Here is a 16,486-nt window from a genome sequence, read left to right as displayed (position 1 = left end):
AGAAGCCGCCATGACGTAAGAACGGGTAAGAAATGCAGCGTCAGCCCGCGGGGCTGAACAGGTCCACCCGGTCGGTGATGATGCCGTCGGTGCCCAGGTCGATGAGCCGCTGCGCGGCCCAGTCGTCGTTCACCGTGTAGCTCAGCGAGCGCAGGCCCGCGCCATGCACCTGCGCCACCGTGGCGGCGTCCCACAGCGCGTGGTTGCAGACGATGGCCTGGCAACCCAGGCTCAATGCCGTGTCGAGCCAGCCGTTCCAGAGCGTGTCGAGCAGCAGGCCGCGCGGCAGCTCGGGTTGCACGGCCTGTGCGCCTTTCAACGCATCGATCTGGAACGAAGTGAGCAGCGGCGGCACGGCCGCACCTTGCCACAGCCGCGCGGCTTCGCGTGCCACCACCTCGCCGGTCTCGCGTTCGGTGCCGGGCGTGGGCTTGATCTCGATGTTCAGCAGCAGGTCGTTGGCGCGGCAGAAGCGCGCCAGGTTCTCCAGCGTGGGCAGCGGCTCGCCCGCGAAGGCGCGCGAATGCCAGCCGCCGGCGTCGAGCTGCGACAGCGCGCTCCACGCCTGCTGGCCGCCGATGCCGTGGCCGTTGGTGGTGCGATCGAGCGTGGCGTCGTGCATCAGGAACACCACGCCGTCGGCGCTGAGCTTGGCGTCGCATTCGAACATGCGGTAGCCGTGCGAGGCGCCGAAGCGGAAGGCCGCGAGCGTGTTCTCGGGCGCCAGCTTGCCGGCGCCGCGGTGCGCGACCCAGCGGGGGTAGGGCCAGGGGCTGCGTTCGGCCATCGCTCAGTCGGCGCGCTTGCCGGAGCCGGCGTCGAACCAATGGAGCTTGTCTTCGCGCGCGGCGATCTTCACCGTGTCGCCGGCCACCGGCGGGTGGTCGCCTTCGTCGGTGCGCATGATGATCTGCTCCTCGCCGATGCGGCCGTACACCAGGCGCTCGGCGCCCAGCAGTTCGACCTGCTCGACCTGCACCGTCCAGCCGCTTTCGTCGAGCTTCATGTGCTCGGGGCGGATGCCCAGGATCTGGCCCGGACGCACGCCCGGTGCGTGCTTGAGCAGGTTCATCGGCGGCGAGCCGATGAAGCTCGCCACGAAGGTGGTGGCGGGCCGGGAGTACACCTCTTCGGGCGTGGCGAACTGGTCCATCACGCCGCCGTTCATCACGATGATGCGCTGCGCCAGCGTCATGGCCTCGACCTGGTCGTGCGTGACGAACAGCGAGGTGATGCCGAGCTCGCGGTGCAGCTTCTGGATCTCGAGGCGGGTCTGGGCGCGCAGCTTGGCGTCCAGATTCGACAGCGGTTCGTCAAACAGGAACACCTGCGGCTGGCGCACGATGGCGCGGCCCATGGCCACGCGCTGGCGCTGGCCGCCCGAGAGTTCGCGCGGCTTGCGCTCGAGCAGGTGGCCCAGCTCGAGGATCTTGGCGGCCTTGTCGACGCGCACCTTGATCTCGGCCGTCGGCACCTTGGCGATCTTCAGGCCGTAGGCCATGTTCGCGAACACGCTCATGTGTGGGTACAGCGCGTAGTTCTGGAACACCATGGCGATGTCGCGCTCGGAGGGTTCGAGCTGGTTCACCACCTTGCCGCCGATGCAGATTTCGCCGGCGGAGATTTCCTCCAGGCCAGCGACCATGCGCAGCAGCGTCGACTTGCCGCAGCCCGAAGGGCCGACGATGACGATGAATTCGTGGTCGGCGATCTCGGCACTCACGCCGTGGATGACCTGGTTGGCTTTCGGCCCGTGGCCGTAGCGCTTGATGACGTTGCGTAGGGAAAGTGCAGCCATGTTCTTCTCGATTTCGACCTCTATCTCGAGGCACTGTTATTTCCAGAACCACCGCGGAACCGGCTTTGCCGGGCCGCTGGTGGTGCCCCCGGTAGGGGGTTGGCGAAGCGACACGAAGTGCGCGAAGCCTGGGGGCGAGCCTATTTCTCGGTATCAACAAGGCCCTTGACGAACCATTTCTGCATCAGGATCACCACCAGCGCGGGCGGCAGCATCGCCAGGATGGCGGTGGCCATCACGACGTTCCATTCGTTCTGTCCGTCGCCGCCGGCAATCATCCGCTTGATGCCGACCACCACGGGGTACATGTCTTCGCTCGTGGTCGCCAGCAGCGGCCACAGGTACTGGTTCCAGCCGTAGATGAACTGGATCACGAACAGCGCCGCGATCGAGGTCTTGGACAGCGGCAGCAGCACGTCGAAGAAAAAGCGCATGGGGCTTGCGCCATCCATGCGCGACGCCTCGGTGAGCTCGTCGGGCACCGTGAGGAAGAACTGGCGGAACAGGAAGGTCGCCGTGGCCGACGCGATCAGCGGCACCGTCAGGCCCGCGTAGGTGTTCAGCATGTTCAGGTCGGACAGCACCTTGTAGGTGGGCAGGATGCGCACCTCCACCGGCAGCATCAGCGTCACGAAGATGGCCCAGAAGCAGATCTTCTTGAACGGGAAGCGAAAGTACACGATGGCGAAGGCCGACAGCAGCGAGATGGTGATCTTGCCGATGGCGATGACCATGGCCGTCACGAAGCTCACCCACATCATGTGCGCCACCGGGGCGTTGGAGCCCGCGCTGCTCTCGCGCCCGAACAGCGCGCCCTTGTAGCTGTCGACGATGTTCGAGCCGGGTGTCAGGGGCATCGGCGCCTGCACGATCTCCTGGGCCGTGTGCGTGGACGCCACGAACGCCAGGTAGAGCGGGAAGGCGACGATGAACACGCCCAGGATCATGATGACGTGGGCCAGGATGCCCTGTGTGCCGCGTTTTTCAACCATGCTGCGCTCCGCCGGATTCGATTTGTTCTTGTTGCTTCATCAGTACTGCACTTTCTTCTCGACGTAGCGGAACTGGATGACGGTCAGCGCCACCACGATCACCATCAGCACCACCGACTGCGCGGCCGAACCGCCCAGGTCCAGGCCCTTGAAGCCGTCGTGGTAGACCTTGTAGACCAGGATGGTCGTGTCCTTGCCCGGGCCGCCCTGCGTGGCCGCATCGACGATCGCGAAGGTGTCGAAGAAGGCGTAGACCACGTTGATCACCAGCAGGAAGAAGGTGGTGGGCGACAGCAGCGGGAACTGCACGGTCCAGAAGCGGCGCCACGGGCGCGCGCCGTCGATGGCCGCGGCCTCGATCAGCGACTTCGGGATCGACTGCAGCCCGGCCAGGAAGAACAGGAAGTTGTAGGAGATCTGCTTCCACACCGAGGCCATCACGATCAGCGTCATGGCGTGGCCCGAGTCGAGCAGGTGGTTCCAGTTGATGCCGATCTTGCCCAGGGCATAGGCCACCACGCCCAGCGAGGGCGAGAACATGAAGACCCACAGCACGGCCGCCACGGCGGGCGCCACGGCGTACGGCAGGATCAGCATGGTCTTGTAGAACATGCCGCCGCGCACGATGCGGTCGGCGAACACGGCCAGCATCAACGACAGGCTGATGCCGATGCCGGCCACCAGCACCGAGAAGAGGGCGGTGGTCTTGAACGACTCGGCATAGGCCGGGTCGTCGAACAGGTGGCGGAAGTTGTCGAACCCGACGAACTCGACCGACGTGCCGAACGCGTCCTGCTGCTGCAGCGACTGCAACAGCGCCTGGCCGGCCGGCCAGAAGAAAAACACGAGGATCACCGCCATCTGCGGTGTCAGCAGCAGCCAGGGCAACCAGCCCGAGCGAAAGAAAACGCGTTTTTCCATGAAGCCCCTACATAAAAAATCCCGCCCGGCGCACCCTGGAAGAAGGGCGTGCGGGGGCGGGCGATATTAGCCGGACACGGAGCCCGGATCTTCAATCGTTAGCTTTTGTTCGCCTTTTGGAAGCGTTCGAGCTGTTCGTTGCCGCGGGTCACGATCGAATCGAGGGCTTCCTTGGCGGTCTTCTTGCCGCCCCAGACCTGTTCGAGCTCTTCGTCCTCGATGGCGCGGATCTGCACGTAGTTGCCCAGGCGGATGCCGCGGCTCTTGTCGGTGACCTTGCGGATCATCTGCGTCACGGCCACGTCGGTGCCGGGGTTCTGCTTGTAGAAGCCCGACTCTTCGGTGAGCTTGTACGAGGCGGTGGTCACCGGCAGGTAGCCGGTGCGCTTGTGGCTGGCGGACTGCACTTCAGGCGTCGAGATGAAGCTGAAGAACTTGGCCACGCCCTTGTACTCGGCGGCCTTCTTGCCCGACATGACCCACAGGCTGGCGCCGCCGATCACGGTGTTCTGCGGTGCGCCCGGCACGTCCGGGTAGTAGGGCAGGGGGGCCAGGCCGTAGGCGAACTTGGCGTTCTTGGCCACGTTGCCGTAGAAGCCCGACGACGTGTTGATCATGGCGCACTCGCCGGACACGAACGAGGCCTCGGGCACGTTGCCGCGGCCCTTGTAGATGAACAGGCCCTGCTTGGACATGCTGGCCAGGTTCTCGATGTGGCGCTGGTGCAGCGGCGAATTCACCTTCAGGCGCGCGTCCAGGCCCTGCAGGCCGTTGGCCTTGCTGGCGAACTCGACGTTGTGCCAGGCCGAGAAGCTCTCGACCTGCGTCCAGTTCTGCCAAGCCGTGGTGAACGGGCACTTGTGGCCGCTGGCCTTGAGCTTGGCGGCGGCGGCCACTACTTCGGGCCAGGTGGCGGGTGCCTTGTCGGTGGGCAGGCCGGCGGCCTTGAAGGCGTCCTTGTTGAAATAGAAGATCGTGGTCGAGCTGTTGAACGGGAAGCTCAGCATCTGGCCGTTGGGGGCGGTGTAGTAACCGGCCACGGCGGGGATGTAGGCGGACGGGTCGAACTTCTCGCCCGCGTCCTTCATGACCTGGCCGACCGGAATGACGGCGCCCTTGCTGGCCATCATGGTGGCGGTGCCCACTTCGAACACCTGCAGGATGTGCGGTGCGTTGCCGGCGCGGAAGGCCGCGATGGAGGCCGTCATCGATTCGTCGTACGTGCCCTTGAAGGTCGGCACGATCTTGTATTCCTTCTGGCTCTCGTTGAACTGCTTGGCCAGGTCGTTGACCCACTCGTTGTTGACGGCGGTCATGGAATGCCACCACTGGATCTCGGTCTGGGCCTGGGCTGCATTGAACAGCGTGGCGGCCAGCGCCGATGCCAACGCGAGCGTCTTGAATCGCATGAAGACTCCTGAAGGGAAAAAATGGAAAGCGCGAATGCTAGGGCATGTGCGTGACACAGCCGCGTCACATTGGGGCACGGACCGAAGGGTTCCTCCAATCGGGGAAACCCCTTTGGCGTCAAGCCCGGCGCGGGTTGCGGGCCTCATGCTGCGCTGCACCATGCTAGCATCGCCCTCCCTTTTTTGGCCTAGCTTGTCGCCATGGCCGGGGCTTCCTTGAGTACGTCATGAGCAGCAAAACCTCCCTCGACAAAAGCAGGATCAAGTTCCTTTTGCTCGAAGGCATCCACCCCTCGGCCGTGGAGGTGCTGCGCGCCGCCGGCTACACCAACATCGAGTCGCTGCCGGGTGCGCTGCCCGACGCCGAACTCAAGGCCAAGATCGCCGACGTGCACTTCGTGGGCATCCGCTCGCGCACCCAGCTGACGGCCGAGGTGTTCGCTGCCGCCCACAAGCTGGTGGCCGCCGGGTGCTTCTGCATCGGCACCAACCAGGTCGACCTCGAAGCCGCCCGCGAACACGGCGTGGCCGTGTTCAACGCCCCGTATTCCAACACCCGCTCGGTGGCCGAGCTGGTGCTGGCCGAAGCCATCCTGCTGCTGCGCGGCGTGCCCGAGAAAAGCGCCGTGGCGCACCGCGGCGGCTGGCTCAAGTCGGCCGAGAACGCCTTCGAAATCCGCGGCAAGACGCTGGGCATCGTGGGCTACGGCTCGATCGGCGCGCAGCTGTCGGTGCTGGCCGAGGCGCTGGGCATGCACGTGGCCTTCTACGACGTGGTCACCAAGCTGCCGCTGGGCAACGCCCGCCAGGTGCGCGAGCTGCACCAGCTGCTGGCCCAGAGCGACATCGTGACCCTGCACGTGCCCGAGACCCAGGCCACGCAATGGATGATCGGCGCGGCCGAGATCGCCGCCATGAAGCCGGGCGCCATCCTGCTGAACGCCTCGCGCGGCACCGTGGTCGAGATCGAGCCGCTGGCCGAGGCCCTGAAGAGCAAGAAGCTGCTGGGCGCCGCCATCGACGTGTTCCCGGTCGAGCCGCGCACCAACAAGGACGAGTTCCAGTCGCCGCTGCGCGGGCTGGACAACGTGATCCTCACGCCGCACATCGGCGGCTCGACCATGGAAGCCCAGGCCAACATCGGGCTCGAAGTGGCCGAGAAGCTGGTCAAGTACAGCGACAACGGCACCTCGACCTCGTCGGTCAACTTCCCCGAGGTGGCGCTGCCGGCGCACCCGGGCAAGCACCGCCTGCTGCACATCCACCGCAACGTGCCGGGCGTGCTGTCCGAGATCAACAAGATCTTCTCGGACAACAACATCAACATCTCGTCCCAGTTCCTGCAGACCAACGAGAAGATCGGCTACGTCGTGATGGACATCGACGCCGCCTCGTCCGACCTGGCGCTGGAAAAGCTGGCGAAGGTGGGCGGGACGATCCGCAGCCGCGTGCTGTTCTGAGCCCGCCGGGGCCCCTGCGGGCCCCGCGATAGGGAATAGCGGCCGGGCACGGCAAAGCCCCCGGGGCCTGCCCTAAAATCGACCCCCCGGCTACATGGGCGCGCAGCGCCTGGCCAAGGGCCCCACCCGATGAATGCTCCGACCGCGTTGAATACGCTGTTGTCACAGGCCGCAGAGCCTGTACGACTGCGCGAGATCCCCTACAACTACACCAGCTTCTCCGACCGGGAGATCGTGATTCGCCTCCTGGGCGAACGCGGCTGGGACCTGCTGCAGACCCTGCGCGCCGAGCGCCGCACCGGCCGATCGGCGCGCATGCTCTACGAGGTGCTGGGCGACATCTGGGTGGTGCAGCGCAACCCCTACCTCGTCGACGACCTGCTCGACAACCCGCGCCGCCGCGGCCAGCTGGTCGACGCCCTGCGCCACCGCCTGGGCGAGGTGCAGAAGCGCCGCACCCCCGACAGCGACCTGCCGCGCGACCAGCTGGTGGGCGAGCTCACCGGGCTCGTCAGCCAGGCCGTCGCCGCCTTCGACGACACCTTCCGCGACGTCGCCGCGCTGCGCCGCAAGGCCACCCGCGTGCTGGGCCGGCTCACGGCCAAGGACAACATCAAGTTCGACGGCCTCTCGCGCGTGTCGCACGTGACCGACGCCACCGACTGGCGCGTCGAGTACCCCTTCGTCGTGCTGTGCCCCGACACCGAGGCCGAGATGGCCTTGCTGGTCAAGGGCTGCATCGAGCTGGGCCTGACCATCATTCCGCGCGGGGGCGGCACCGGCTACACCGGCGGCGCGATCCCGCTGACCTGGAAGAGCGTGGTCATCAACACCGAGAAGCTCGAGGCCATGACCGAGGTCGAGCACGTGTCGATGCCCGGCCTCGACCACCCCGTGCCCACCATCTGGACCGAGGCAGGCGTGGTCACCCAGCGCGTGGCCGACGCGGCCGAGCGCGCGGGCTTCGTGTTCGCGGTCGACCCGACCTCCGCCGAGGCCTCGTGCGTCGGCGGCAACGTCGCCATGAACGCCGGCGGCAAGAAGGCCGTGCTGTGGGGCACGGCGCTGGACAACCTCGCCTCGTGGCGCATGGTCACGCCGCAGGCCGAATGGCTCGAAGTGACCCGCATCGGCCACAACCTGGGCAAGATCCACGACGCCGAGAGCGCCGTGTTCGAGCTGCAGTACTACGCCGCCGACGGCAAGACCAAGCTGCGCACCGAGCGCCTCGACATCCCGGGCCGCACCTTCCGCAAGGAAGGCCTGGGCAAGGACGTGACCGACAAGTTCCTCTCGGGCCTGCCGGGCATCCAGAAAGAGGGCTGCGACGGCCTCATCACCAGCTGCCGCTGGGTGGTGCACAAGATGCCGGCGCACACGCGCACCGTGTGCCTCGAATTCTTCGGCAATGCGAAGGACGCCGTGCCCAGCATTGTCGAGATCAAGGACTTCATGTTCGCCGAGCAAAAGCGCTCGGGCGTGCTGCTGGCCGGCCTCGAGCACCTGGACGACCGCTACCTGAAGGCCGTGGGCTACGCCACCAAGTCGAAGAAGCACGGCGGCCTGCCCAAGATGGTGCTGTTCGGCGACATCGCCGGCGACGACGCCGACGCGGTGGCCCGTGTCACCTCGGAAGTGGTGCGCATCGCCAACTCGCGCAGCGGCGAAGGCTTCATTGCCATCAGCCCCGAGGCACGCAAGAAATTCTGGCTCGACCGCAAGCGCACGGCCGCCATCAGCAAGCACACCAACGCCTTCAAGATCAACGAAGACGTGGTGATCCCGCTGCCGCGCATGGCCGAGTACAGCGACGGCATCGAGCGCATCAACATCGAGCTGTCGCTGCAGAACAAGCTGGCGCTCACCGACGCGCTCGAAGCCTTCCTCACGCGCGGCAACCTGCCGCTGGGCAAGACCGACGACGCGCACGAGATTCCGGCGGCCGAGCTGCTCGAAGACCGCGTGGCGCAGGCCGTGGCGCTGGTGCACGAGGTGCGCGCGCTGTGGGCCGGCTGGCTCGAGAACGTCGACTCACTGTTCCCGCAACTGCAGGACCACACGCTGCGCGCCAGCTGGAAGACCCAGTTGCGCCAGCCGCTGCAGGAGATTTTTTCGGGCGCCGAGTTCGGGCCGATCCTGGCCGAGTGCACCGCCATCCACAAGCAGGTGCTCAAGGGCCGCGTGTGGGTCGCGCTGCACATGCACGCGGGCGACGGCAACGTGCACACCAACCTGCCCGTCAACAGCGACAACTACGAGATGCTGCAGACCGCGCATGCCGCGGTGGTGCGCATCATGGCGCTGGCACGCAGCCTGGACGGCGTGATCTCGGGCGAGCACGGCATCGGCATCACCAAGCTCGAGTTCCTCACCGATGAAGAGCTGCGCCCCTTCACCGAGTACAAGGCCCGGGTCGACCCCGAGGGCCGCTTCAACAAGGGCAAGCTGCTGCGCGCGCCCGCGGGGCAGGCGCAGACGCTGCACGCCGACCTGACCAATGCCTACACGCCGAGCTTCGGCCTCATGGGGCACGAGTCGCTGATCATGCAGCAGAGCGACATCGGCGCCATCGCCGACAGCGTCAAGGACTGCCTGCGCTGCGGCAAGTGCAAGCCGGTGTGCGCCACGCACGTGCCGCGCGCCAACCTGCTCTACAGCCCGCGCAACAAGATCCTCGCGACCTCGCTGCTGGTCGAGGCCTTCCTTTACGAGGAGCAGACGCGGCGCGGCATCAGCATCAAGCACTGGGAAGAGTTCGAGGACGTGGCCGACCACTGCACCGTGTGCCACAAGTGCCTCACGCCGTGTCCCGTGAAGATCGACTTCGGCGATGTGTCGATGAACATGCGCAACCTGCTGCGCAAGATGGGCCAGAAGAGCTTCCGCCCCGGCAACGCGGCCGCGATGTTCTTCCTGAACGCGACCAACCCGCAGACCATCAAGGCGGTGCGCGCGGGCATGGTGGGCATCGGCTTCAAGGCGCAGCGCATGGCCAACGACCTGCTGCGCGGCCTTGCGAAGAAGCAGACCGGCGCGCCGCCGGCCACGCTGGGGCCTGCGCCCATCAAGGAGCAGGTGATCCACTTCATCAACAAGAAGATGCCGGGCAACCTGCCGAAGAAGACGGCACGCGCGCTGCTCGACATCGAAGATGCGGACTACGTGCCGATCATCCGCAACCCGAAGACGACCAGCTCGGAAACCGAGGCGGTCTTCTACTTCCCGGGGTGTGGCTCGGAGCGGCTGTTCTCGCAGGTCGGCCTGGCCACGCAGGCGATGCTCTGGCATGCGGGCGTGCAGACGGTGTTGCCGCCGGGCTACCTGTGCTGCGGCTACCCGCAGCGCGGCAGCGGCCAGTTCGACAAGGCCGAGAAGATGATCACGGACAACCGCGTGCTCTTCCACCGCGTCGCCAACACGCTCAACTACCTCGACATCAAGACGGTGGTGGTGAGCTGCGGCACCTGCTACGACCAGTTGCAGGGCTACCAGTTCGACAAGATCTTCCCGGGCTGCCGGATCATCGACATCCACGAGTACCTGCTCGAAAAGGGCATCACCCTGGCCGATGCGGGCGGTGGCGGCTACCTGTACCACGACCCCTGCCATTCGCCGATGAAGCAGCAGGACCCGATGAAGACCGTGAAGGCGCTGGTCGGCGACAACGTGCTCAAGAACGACCGCTGCTGCGGCGAGTCGGGCACGCTGGGCGTGTCGCGGCCCGACATCTCGACGCAGATCCGCTTCCGCAAGGAGGAAGAGCTGAAGAAGGGCGAGGCCGCGCTGCGCGAGAGCGGCAATGTTGGCGCGACCGACAACGTGAAGATCCTCACCAGCTGCCCGAGCTGTCTGCAAGGCCTCTCGCGCTACGGCAACGACCTGAACAACGGCCTGCTCGAAGCCGACTACATCGTGGTCGAGATGGCGAACAAGCTGCTCGGCGACGACTGGATGCCGAACTACGTGGCGGCCGCCAACCAGGGCGGCATCGAGCGGGTGCTCGTATGACGGCAGTGGCGGGTTGCCCGCTGTGCGACACGCCCGGCGGGCGTGTCGTGTTCGAAGGCGCGAAGCTGCGCGTCATCCATGCGCAGGAAGAAGGCTTTCCGGCCTTCTACCGCGTGGTGTGGCGCGACCATGCGGCGGAGTTCTCCGACCTCGACGCGGCCGACCGCGTGCTGTGCATGGAGGCCGTGGTGCGCGTGGAGCAGTGCCTGCGCGACGCGCTGGCGCCCACCAAGCTCAACATCGCCGCGCTCGGTAACATGGTGGCGCACCTGCACTGGCACGTGATCGCGCGTTTCGACTGGGACAGCCATTTCCCCGGTTCGGTCTGGGCTGCCGTGCAGCGCACCGCGCCGGCCGAGCGGCTGGCCGCCGTTCAGGCGCTGCTGCCGCAGGCGGAAGCCGACATGGTCCGCCGGCTCGCGTCGCTGGCCTGAGGCCGTCGCTTTTTCCTAGCTGGCCGCGGCGGTGCGCGTCGCGCTGCCTGCCTTGCGGTCCGCACAAGCCTGCTTGAATTCCGGCGTGGCGCGCGTTTCCTTCGAGAAGCGCTTCGAGGCCACGCTGCCATCCCTGCACACGCGATCGAGCTCGGCCTGCGCGCTCTTGTTGCCCGCATGTGCGGCGTGGGCCAGCAGGCGCACCGCGTGGAAGGGCAGTGCGCCCGAGCTGCCGGGTGACGCGGTTGCTGCAGTGGTCGTCGGCTGTGGTGTTGCTGCAGCCTTGACCGGCTCCGCAGGCAGCGTGCGCGCGGTGCCCGCCGAGGTCGGCATGCGCTCGACGGCGGTGAAGTCGCCGCTCTTGCCAGCGCGCTCGACCATCTGCCGGTAGCTGTCCATCATGAACGACGTGTCCTTGGGCGTGAGCTCCTTCGCCGGCTTGGCGAGGTAGGCCGCGACCTCGGGCGGCAGCGCGGCGTTCACGGTGCTCAGTTCATGCGCGCCGCCGAAGCCGCGCGAGCCCGCTTGGGCGGCATGTGCTGCGTCGTCGCCCAGCGCCATCGCGCCCTTCGCGGCCACGCCGGTTGCACCTTCGGCCGCCACCGCACCGGCGCCGACCGCCGCGCCCTTGCCCGCCACGCCGGCCGCCTTGCCGGCGGTTGCAGCCTTGCCTGCCGCCTTGCCGATCAGGCCCCAGAAGGCATGGGCCGGTGGGGCGAGGGCAGTGCCCGCGAGCGCGGCGCAGAGGACGAGGGCGGCCCGGTTCGGACGCGACAGGAGGAGGGGAGAGCGTGTGCGTGACGGCATGCAGCGATGCTAAGCGCAGGCGGTCGGCACGCTGGCGCGCAGCGCGCGGCATACTGCGCGAGTCCCACCCCTTTTCTCTTTCTCTCTTCTTCCGAACGGATTCCCCATGGCAGGTTTGCAAGCCGGCGCGCCGACACCCCAATCGATCACCGTGCACGGGCAGTCGCGCGTGCTCGAGGTCGGCTTCTCGGACGGCGCCACCTTCCGCATCCCCTTCGAGCTGATGCGCATCTACTCGCCGTCGGCCGAGGTGCAGGGCCACGGCCCGGGGCAGGAGGTGTTGCAGACCGGCAAGCGCGATGTCGACCTGGTCGGGCTCGAGCCGGTGGGCAACTACGCCGTGCAGCCGGCCTTCAGCGACGGCCACAACTCCGGCATCTACACCTGGAGCCTGCTGTACGACCTGGGCGCGCGGCAGGCCGAGCTGTGGGCCGACTACGAGCGGCGCCTGGCCGCGGCCGGCGTGGACCGCGATGCCCCGATGGCCGACAAGGGCGGCCACGCCTGCAGCAGCCACTGAGCGCCGCGGGAACCGAGGGTAAACATACCCTGTTGCTATTGAAAAGATAGCCTTACACACAGCAAAGACGCGCGTTGCGGCGGCCCTCCGTTGGAGGAAAAAGCAACAAATGTCCGCCGTGCCCGCGGGGTCGTCGCCTTGAAGGAATGCCTTCCGGCCTAACATCCAGCGCATGAGTACAACCCACTTCGGCTTCGAGAAAGTCGACGAAAGCGAGAAGGCGCAACGCGTTCGCGGCGTCTTCGACTCGGTGGCGTCGCGCTACGACATCATGAACGACCTGATGTCGGCCGGACTGCACCGGGCCTGGAAGGCCTACACCGTGATGGTCGCGAACGTGGGCGAAGGCTCGCGCGTGCTCGACATCGCGGGCGGCACCGGCGACCTCGCACTCGCCTTCTCCAAGAAGGTCGGCGCCACGGGCCAGGTGGTCCATACCGACATCAACGAAGCCATGCTGCGCACCGGCCGCAACCGCCTGCTCGACGCCGGCGTGGTGCTGCCCACCACGGTCTGCGACGCCGAGAAGCTGCCCTTTCCCGATGACCATTTCGACGTGGTCACCGTGGCCTTCGGCCTGCGCAACATGACGCACAAGGACATCGCACTCAAGGAGATGAACCGCGTGCTCAAGCCGCGCGGCAAGCTGCTGGTGCTCGAGTTCTCGAAGGTCGCCAAGCCGCTCACGAAGGCCTACGACTGGTATTCGTTCAACGTGCTGCCGCGCCTGGGCAAGCTCGTGGCCGGCGACGATGCGAGCTACCGCTACCTGGCTGAATCGATCCGGATGCATCCCTCGCAAGAGGAGCTCAAGACCCTTATGAAAGAGGGCGGTTTCGGACATGTGGACTATCACAACATGACGGGGGGAATTGCAGCCCTCCATGTTGGAATCAAGTGTTGATCACGATGACGACGCGAATTTTTCGCTCAAGAGGAGACGGCATGAAGAGTTTGGGTTCTTTGTTCTTGGCAGCAGCACTGGTGCTGGTGAGCGTTCAGGCGGAAGCTGCTCGCATGGGTGGCGGCAAGTCCGTCGGTCGCCAGTCGTCCAACGTGACGCAGCGCCAGGCCACGCAGCCCGCGGCCCCCGCGCAGCAGAACGCGACCAATGCGGCGCCCAAGCCCGCAACGCCCGCAGCCGCTGCACCGAAGCGTCCATGGGGCGCGATGCTCGGCGGTCTCGCCGCCGGCCTGGGCCTGGCATGGCTCGCGAATTCGCTGGGCCTGGGTGCCGGCTTCGCCAACATCCTGCTGATCGCGCTGCTGGCTTTTGCCGCGCTCGCGGTGTGGCGCATCTTCAAGGCGCGCTCGGCCGCGTCGTCGGGCAACGCCAACCGCCAGGGCGCTTTCGCCTTCCAGGGCGCCGGCAGCCCCGCCGATGCACGCGCACCGGCACAGTACAGCCCGGCCAACGTCGGCAACGACGCCTCGGCACGGCCGTGGGAGCGCAACACCGCGGCGTTCGACGCCGCGCCGGCATCGCACGGCAGCAGCCTCTCGGCCGCGGGTGCCGCAGCCGGCGGCAGCATGATCGGTTCGGCACTGGCCGGTTCGCAGTCCTGGGGCATCCCCGCGGGCTTCGATGCCGACGGCTTCCTCACCGCCGCCAAGCGCAACTTCGTGACCCTGCAAGACGCCTGGGACCGCGCCGACGTGTCGATGCTGCGTTCCATGATGACCGACAGCATGGTCGAAGAGATCCGCACGCAGCTGGCCGACCGCGCCAGCCACACGGGCGGTGCGCTCAACAAGACCGAGGTCGTGATGCTCGACGCGAAGCTGCTGGGCATCGAAGAGCTGCCCGACGCCTACATGGCGAGCGTGGAGTTCTCCGGCATGATCCGCGAAGACGCCTCGGCGGGCCCGGCCCCGTTCCGCGAAGTCTGGAACATGACCAAGACCGGCAGCGCCGGCTGGCTGGTGGCGGGCGTGCAAGCGCTGCAGTGACAAAAACCTGAGCCACGGCCGTCACCCGGCCGTAGCACTGACGGGATAATGGGGACCATGGCTACACCATCGTCCCCTTTTTCTTTGCTCGGCGACCTGTTCAACCGCATCGGCGAACGCCTGCAACCGCCGGCCTGGGCCGTCCACGAGATCCAGCACCGCGCGGTCCTGTTCCTGAACCACGTGCTGCAGCAGGAGCCCGAAGCGCAGCAGCGGCTGCTGCGCCAGCAGGGCAGGGTGGTGCGCTTCCAGTGGCGCTTCGTGACGATGGAACTGGTGGCCACGCCGGCCGGCCTGCTCGACCTGGCACCTGCCGGCTCCACGCCCGAACTCACGCTCACCGTGATCGATGACTCCCCCTTCGACATCGCCCGCGCCACGCTGCGCGGCGACAAGCCCTCCGTGCAGATCGTCGGCGACGTGCAGCTCGCGGCCGAGGTCAACTGGCTGGTCGACCACGTGCGCTGGGACGTCGAGGACGACCTGGCCCGCGTGATCGGCGACGTGCCCGCGCACACGCTGGGCAACGGCGTGCGGCGCGTGGTCGGCGCGCTGCGCCAGTTCGTCGGCGACCGCTCGGCCCGTGCCGGCGGTGCGGCGGGCCACGCCGAATGAGTCGCTTCTATCGCGGCCTGTTCATCGTCTGGGTCGCACTGCGCTATGGCCTGGACGAGCTCGTGCTCACGAGCTTCCAGAAGCCCTGGCTGCGCGTGGTGGCACGCATCGTCTCCGTTGGACGCAACCTCGACGCGCCGCGCGGCCAGCGCCTGCGCGAGGCATTGGAGCGGCTGGGCCCCATCTTCGTGAAGTTCGGCCAGGTGCTGTCCACGCGGCGCGACCTGCTGCCGCCCGACATCGCCGACGAGCTCGCCTTCCTGCAGGACCGCGTGCCGCCGTTCCCCTCGGCGGTGGCGGTCGCGACCATCGAGCGCGCCTTCCGCCGCCCGGTGAGCGACGTGTTCGTGCAGTTCGACGAAACGCCCATCGCCAGCGCCTCGATCGCGCAGGTGCACTTCGCGACCATCCGCACCAACCAGGGCGAGATCCGCGACGTGGCGGTGAAGGTGCTGCGCCCCAACATGCGCGGCGTGATCGAGAAGGACCTGGCCCTCATGGCCATGATGGCCGGCTGGATCGAGAAGCTCTCGCCCGACGGCAAGCGCCTGAAGCCGCGCGAGGTGGTCGGCGAGTTCGACAAGTACCTGCACGACGAGCTCGACCTCGTGCGCGAGGCCGCCAACGCCGCGCAGCTGCGCCGCAACATGGCCTCGCTCGACCTGGTGCTGATCCCCGAGATGTTCTGGGACTTCTGCCACCCCGAAGTCATCGTGATGGAGCGCATGAACGGCGTGCCCATTGCCCAGATCGACAAGCTGCGCGCCGCCGGCGTCGACATTCCCAAGCTCGCGCGCGACGGCGTGACGATCTTCTTCACACAGGTGTTCCGCGACGGCTTCTTCCATGCCGACATGCACCCGGGCAACATCCAGGTGAGCCTGGCGCCCGAGACCTTCGGGCGCTACATCTCGCTCGACTTCGGCATCATCGGCACGCTCACCGAGTCCGACAAGGAGTACCTCGCGCAGAACTTCGCGGCCTTCTTCCGGCGCGACTACAAGCGCGTGGCCGAGCTGCACCTGGAGAGCGGCTGGGTGCCGCAGGGCACGCGCATCGACGAGCTCGAGGCCGCGATCCGCACCGTGTGCGAGCCGTACTTCGACCGGCCGCTGAAGGAGATCTCGCTGGGCATGGTGCTGATGCGCCTGTTCCAGACCTCGCGCCGCTTCCACGTCGAGATCCAGCCGCAGCTGGTGCTGCTGCAGAAGACCCTGCTGAACATCGAGGGCCTGGGCCGCAGCATCGACCCCGAGCTCGACCTCTGGGCCACGGCCAAGCCCTTCCTCGAGAAGTGGATGATCGACCAGATCGGGCCGAAGAAGCTGTTCCAGCAGCTGCGGGCCGAGGCGCCGCGCTACGCGAAATTGCTGCCGCAATTGCCGCGCTTGCTGCACGATTTCCTGGAAAATCGGCCGCCCGATCACCGCCGCGAGTTGCAGGAGCTGCTGGCCGCGCAAAAGCGCACCAACCGGCTGCTGCAGGCCATCCTCTATGGCGGCATCGGATTCGTCCTGGGGTTGCTCGCCATGCAAGTGCTGGTGCGCGTGCGTTTGTTCTAGAGGCTGGAGG

At 67.0% G+C, this 16,486-nt stretch carries 14 protein-coding genes; 8 read left to right on the top strand and 6 right to left on the bottom strand.

Annotated elements, in window-relative coordinates; translation table 11 throughout:
* Positions 1-40: 40 nt before the first annotated feature.
* From ugpQ to ugpB, 5 genes are all read right to left on the bottom strand, one after another.
* A complete protein-coding gene (gene ugpQ / locus AC07YS_RS08070) occupies positions 41-787 on the bottom strand; it encodes a glycerophosphodiester phosphodiesterase (protein WP_495269083.1) in 747 nt (248 codons plus the stop codon).
* Positions 788-790: 3 nt separating this feature from the next.
* Positions 791-1,798: a sn-glycerol-3-phosphate ABC transporter ATP-binding protein UgpC gene (gene ugpC, locus AC07YS_RS08065; protein ID WP_062474484.1), complete on the bottom strand. Its 1,008-nt coding sequence runs from the start codon at positions 1,796-1,798 to the stop codon at positions 791-793.
* A gap of 140 nt (positions 1,799-1,938) precedes the next feature.
* Positions 1,939-2,790: a sn-glycerol-3-phosphate ABC transporter permease UgpE gene (ugpE, locus tag AC07YS_RS08060; RefSeq protein WP_062474482.1), complete on the bottom strand. Its 852-nt coding sequence runs from the start codon at positions 2,788-2,790 to the stop codon at positions 1,939-1,941.
* 39 nt (positions 2,791-2,829) lie between these two features.
* Complete coding sequence (gene ugpA / locus AC07YS_RS08055) at positions 2,830-3,711, bottom strand: sn-glycerol-3-phosphate ABC transporter permease UgpA (protein ID WP_062474481.1); 882 nt, start codon at positions 3,709-3,711, stop codon at positions 2,830-2,832.
* A gap of 98 nt (positions 3,712-3,809) precedes the next feature.
* Positions 3,810-5,120 (bottom strand): sn-glycerol-3-phosphate ABC transporter substrate-binding protein UgpB, encoded by a 1,311-nt coding sequence (gene ugpB / locus AC07YS_RS08050; protein WP_062474479.1) that lies wholly within the window; start codon positions 5,118-5,120, stop codon positions 3,810-3,812.
* Positions 5,121-5,347: 227 nt separating this feature from the next.
* Here ugpB and serA point away from each other — a divergent pair, with 227 nt between their 5' ends.
* From serA to AC07YS_RS08035, 3 genes are all read left to right on the top strand, one after another.
* Positions 5,348-6,580: a phosphoglycerate dehydrogenase gene (gene serA, locus AC07YS_RS08045; protein WP_487847830.1), complete on the top strand. Its 1,233-nt coding sequence runs from the start codon at positions 5,348-5,350 to the stop codon at positions 6,578-6,580.
* Positions 6,581-6,709: 129 nt separating this feature from the next.
* Positions 6,710-10,588, top strand: coding sequence for a DUF3683 domain-containing protein (locus AC07YS_RS08040; RefSeq protein WP_495269082.1), 3,879 nt, complete (start codon positions 6,710-6,712; stop codon positions 10,586-10,588).
* Positions 10,585-11,022 (top strand): HIT family protein, encoded by a 438-nt coding sequence (locus AC07YS_RS08035; protein ID WP_495269081.1) that lies wholly within the window; start codon positions 10,585-10,587, stop codon positions 11,020-11,022. The genes AC07YS_RS08040 and AC07YS_RS08035 overlap by 4 nt, the downstream gene beginning before the upstream one ends.
* Before the next feature lie 15 nt (positions 11,023-11,037).
* On the opposite strand, the gene AC07YS_RS08030 is transcribed toward AC07YS_RS08035, so the two are convergent.
* Positions 11,038-11,829, bottom strand: a complete 792-nt coding sequence (locus AC07YS_RS08030) for a hypothetical protein (protein ID WP_495269080.1) — start codon at positions 11,827-11,829, stop codon at positions 11,038-11,040.
* Positions 11,830-11,935: 106 nt separating this feature from the next.
* Between AC07YS_RS08030 and AC07YS_RS08025 the strand changes: the two genes are divergently transcribed.
* The 5 genes from AC07YS_RS08025 to ubiB all read left to right on the top strand — a co-directional run bounded on the left by AC07YS_RS08025 (position 11,936) and on the right by ubiB (position 16,476).
* Positions 11,936-12,349, top strand: a complete 414-nt coding sequence (locus AC07YS_RS08025) for a gamma-butyrobetaine hydroxylase family protein (RefSeq protein WP_062477026.1) — start codon at positions 11,936-11,938, stop codon at positions 12,347-12,349.
* Between the two features lie 172 nt (positions 12,350-12,521).
* The gene (gene ubiE, locus AC07YS_RS08020; RefSeq protein ID WP_062477029.1) at positions 12,522-13,253 is read left to right on the top strand and encodes a bifunctional demethylmenaquinone methyltransferase/2-methoxy-6-polyprenyl-1,4-benzoquinol methylase UbiE; all 732 of its coding nucleotides are present in this window, start codon (positions 12,522-12,524) and stop codon (positions 13,251-13,253) included.
* Between the two features lie 41 nt (positions 13,254-13,294).
* Entirely contained in the window at positions 13,295-14,299 is a 1,005-nt protein-coding gene (locus AC07YS_RS08015; RefSeq protein ID WP_095743925.1) for a Tim44 domain-containing protein, read from the top strand.
* A gap of 57 nt (positions 14,300-14,356) precedes the next feature.
* Positions 14,357-14,914, top strand: a complete 558-nt coding sequence (locus AC07YS_RS08010) for a ubiquinone biosynthesis accessory factor UbiJ (RefSeq protein WP_062477123.1) — start codon at positions 14,357-14,359, stop codon at positions 14,912-14,914.
* Positions 14,911-16,476 carry a ubiquinone biosynthesis regulatory protein kinase UbiB gene (gene ubiB / locus AC07YS_RS08005; protein WP_139700161.1) on the top strand — a complete coding sequence of 522 codons (1,566 nt, stop codon included), beginning with the start codon at positions 14,911-14,913 and terminating at the stop codon, positions 16,474-16,476. Before AC07YS_RS08010 ends, ubiB begins: the two co-directional genes overlap by 4 nt.
* Positions 16,477-16,486: the final 10 nt, after the last annotated feature.

The sequence above is a fragment of the Variovorax sp. GW458-11-26-14-LB1 genome (assembly GCF_059423965.1).
The sequence above is the reverse complement of the archived record's forward strand: the minus strand, read 5'-3'. Positions and strand labels throughout refer to the sequence as shown.

Coding starts and splice junctions, on each gene's coding strand:
- AC07YS_RS08010 (WP_062477123.1), top strand. CDS start 14,357: ATGGCTACACCATCGTCCCCTTTTTCTTTGCTCGGCGACCTGTTCAAC.
- ubiE (WP_062477029.1), top strand. CDS start 12,522: ATGAGTACAACCCACTTCGGCTTCGAGAAAGTCGACGAAAGCGAGAAG.
- serA (WP_487847830.1), top strand. CDS start 5,348: ATGAGCAGCAAAACCTCCCTCGACAAAAGCAGGATCAAGTTCCTTTTG.
- ugpB (WP_062474479.1), bottom strand. CDS start 5,120: ATGCGATTCAAGACGCTCGCGTTGGCATCGGCGCTGGCCGCCACGCTG.
- AC07YS_RS08030 (WP_495269080.1), bottom strand. CDS start 11,829: ATGCCGTCACGCACACGCTCTCCCCTCCTCCTGTCGCGTCCGAACCGG.
- AC07YS_RS08040 (WP_495269082.1), top strand. CDS start 6,710: ATGAATGCTCCGACCGCGTTGAATACGCTGTTGTCACAGGCCGCAGAG.
- ugpA (WP_062474481.1), bottom strand. CDS start 3,711: ATGGAAAAACGCGTTTTCTTTCGCTCGGGCTGGTTGCCCTGGCTGCTG.
- ugpC (WP_062474484.1), bottom strand. CDS start 1,798: ATGGCTGCACTTTCCCTACGCAACGTCATCAAGCGCTACGGCCACGGG.
- ugpE (WP_062474482.1), bottom strand. CDS start 2,790: ATGGTTGAAAAACGCGGCACACAGGGCATCCTGGCCCACGTCATCATG.
- AC07YS_RS08035 (WP_495269081.1), top strand. CDS start 10,585: ATGACGGCAGTGGCGGGTTGCCCGCTGTGCGACACGCCCGGCGGGCGT.
- ubiB (WP_139700161.1), top strand. CDS start 14,911: ATGAGTCGCTTCTATCGCGGCCTGTTCATCGTCTGGGTCGCACTGCGC.
- AC07YS_RS08015 (WP_095743925.1), top strand. CDS start 13,295: ATGAAGAGTTTGGGTTCTTTGTTCTTGGCAGCAGCACTGGTGCTGGTG.
- AC07YS_RS08025 (WP_062477026.1), top strand. CDS start 11,936: ATGGCAGGTTTGCAAGCCGGCGCGCCGACACCCCAATCGATCACCGTG.
- ugpQ (WP_495269083.1), bottom strand. CDS start 787: ATGGCCGAACGCAGCCCCTGGCCCTACCCCCGCTGGGTCGCGCACCGC.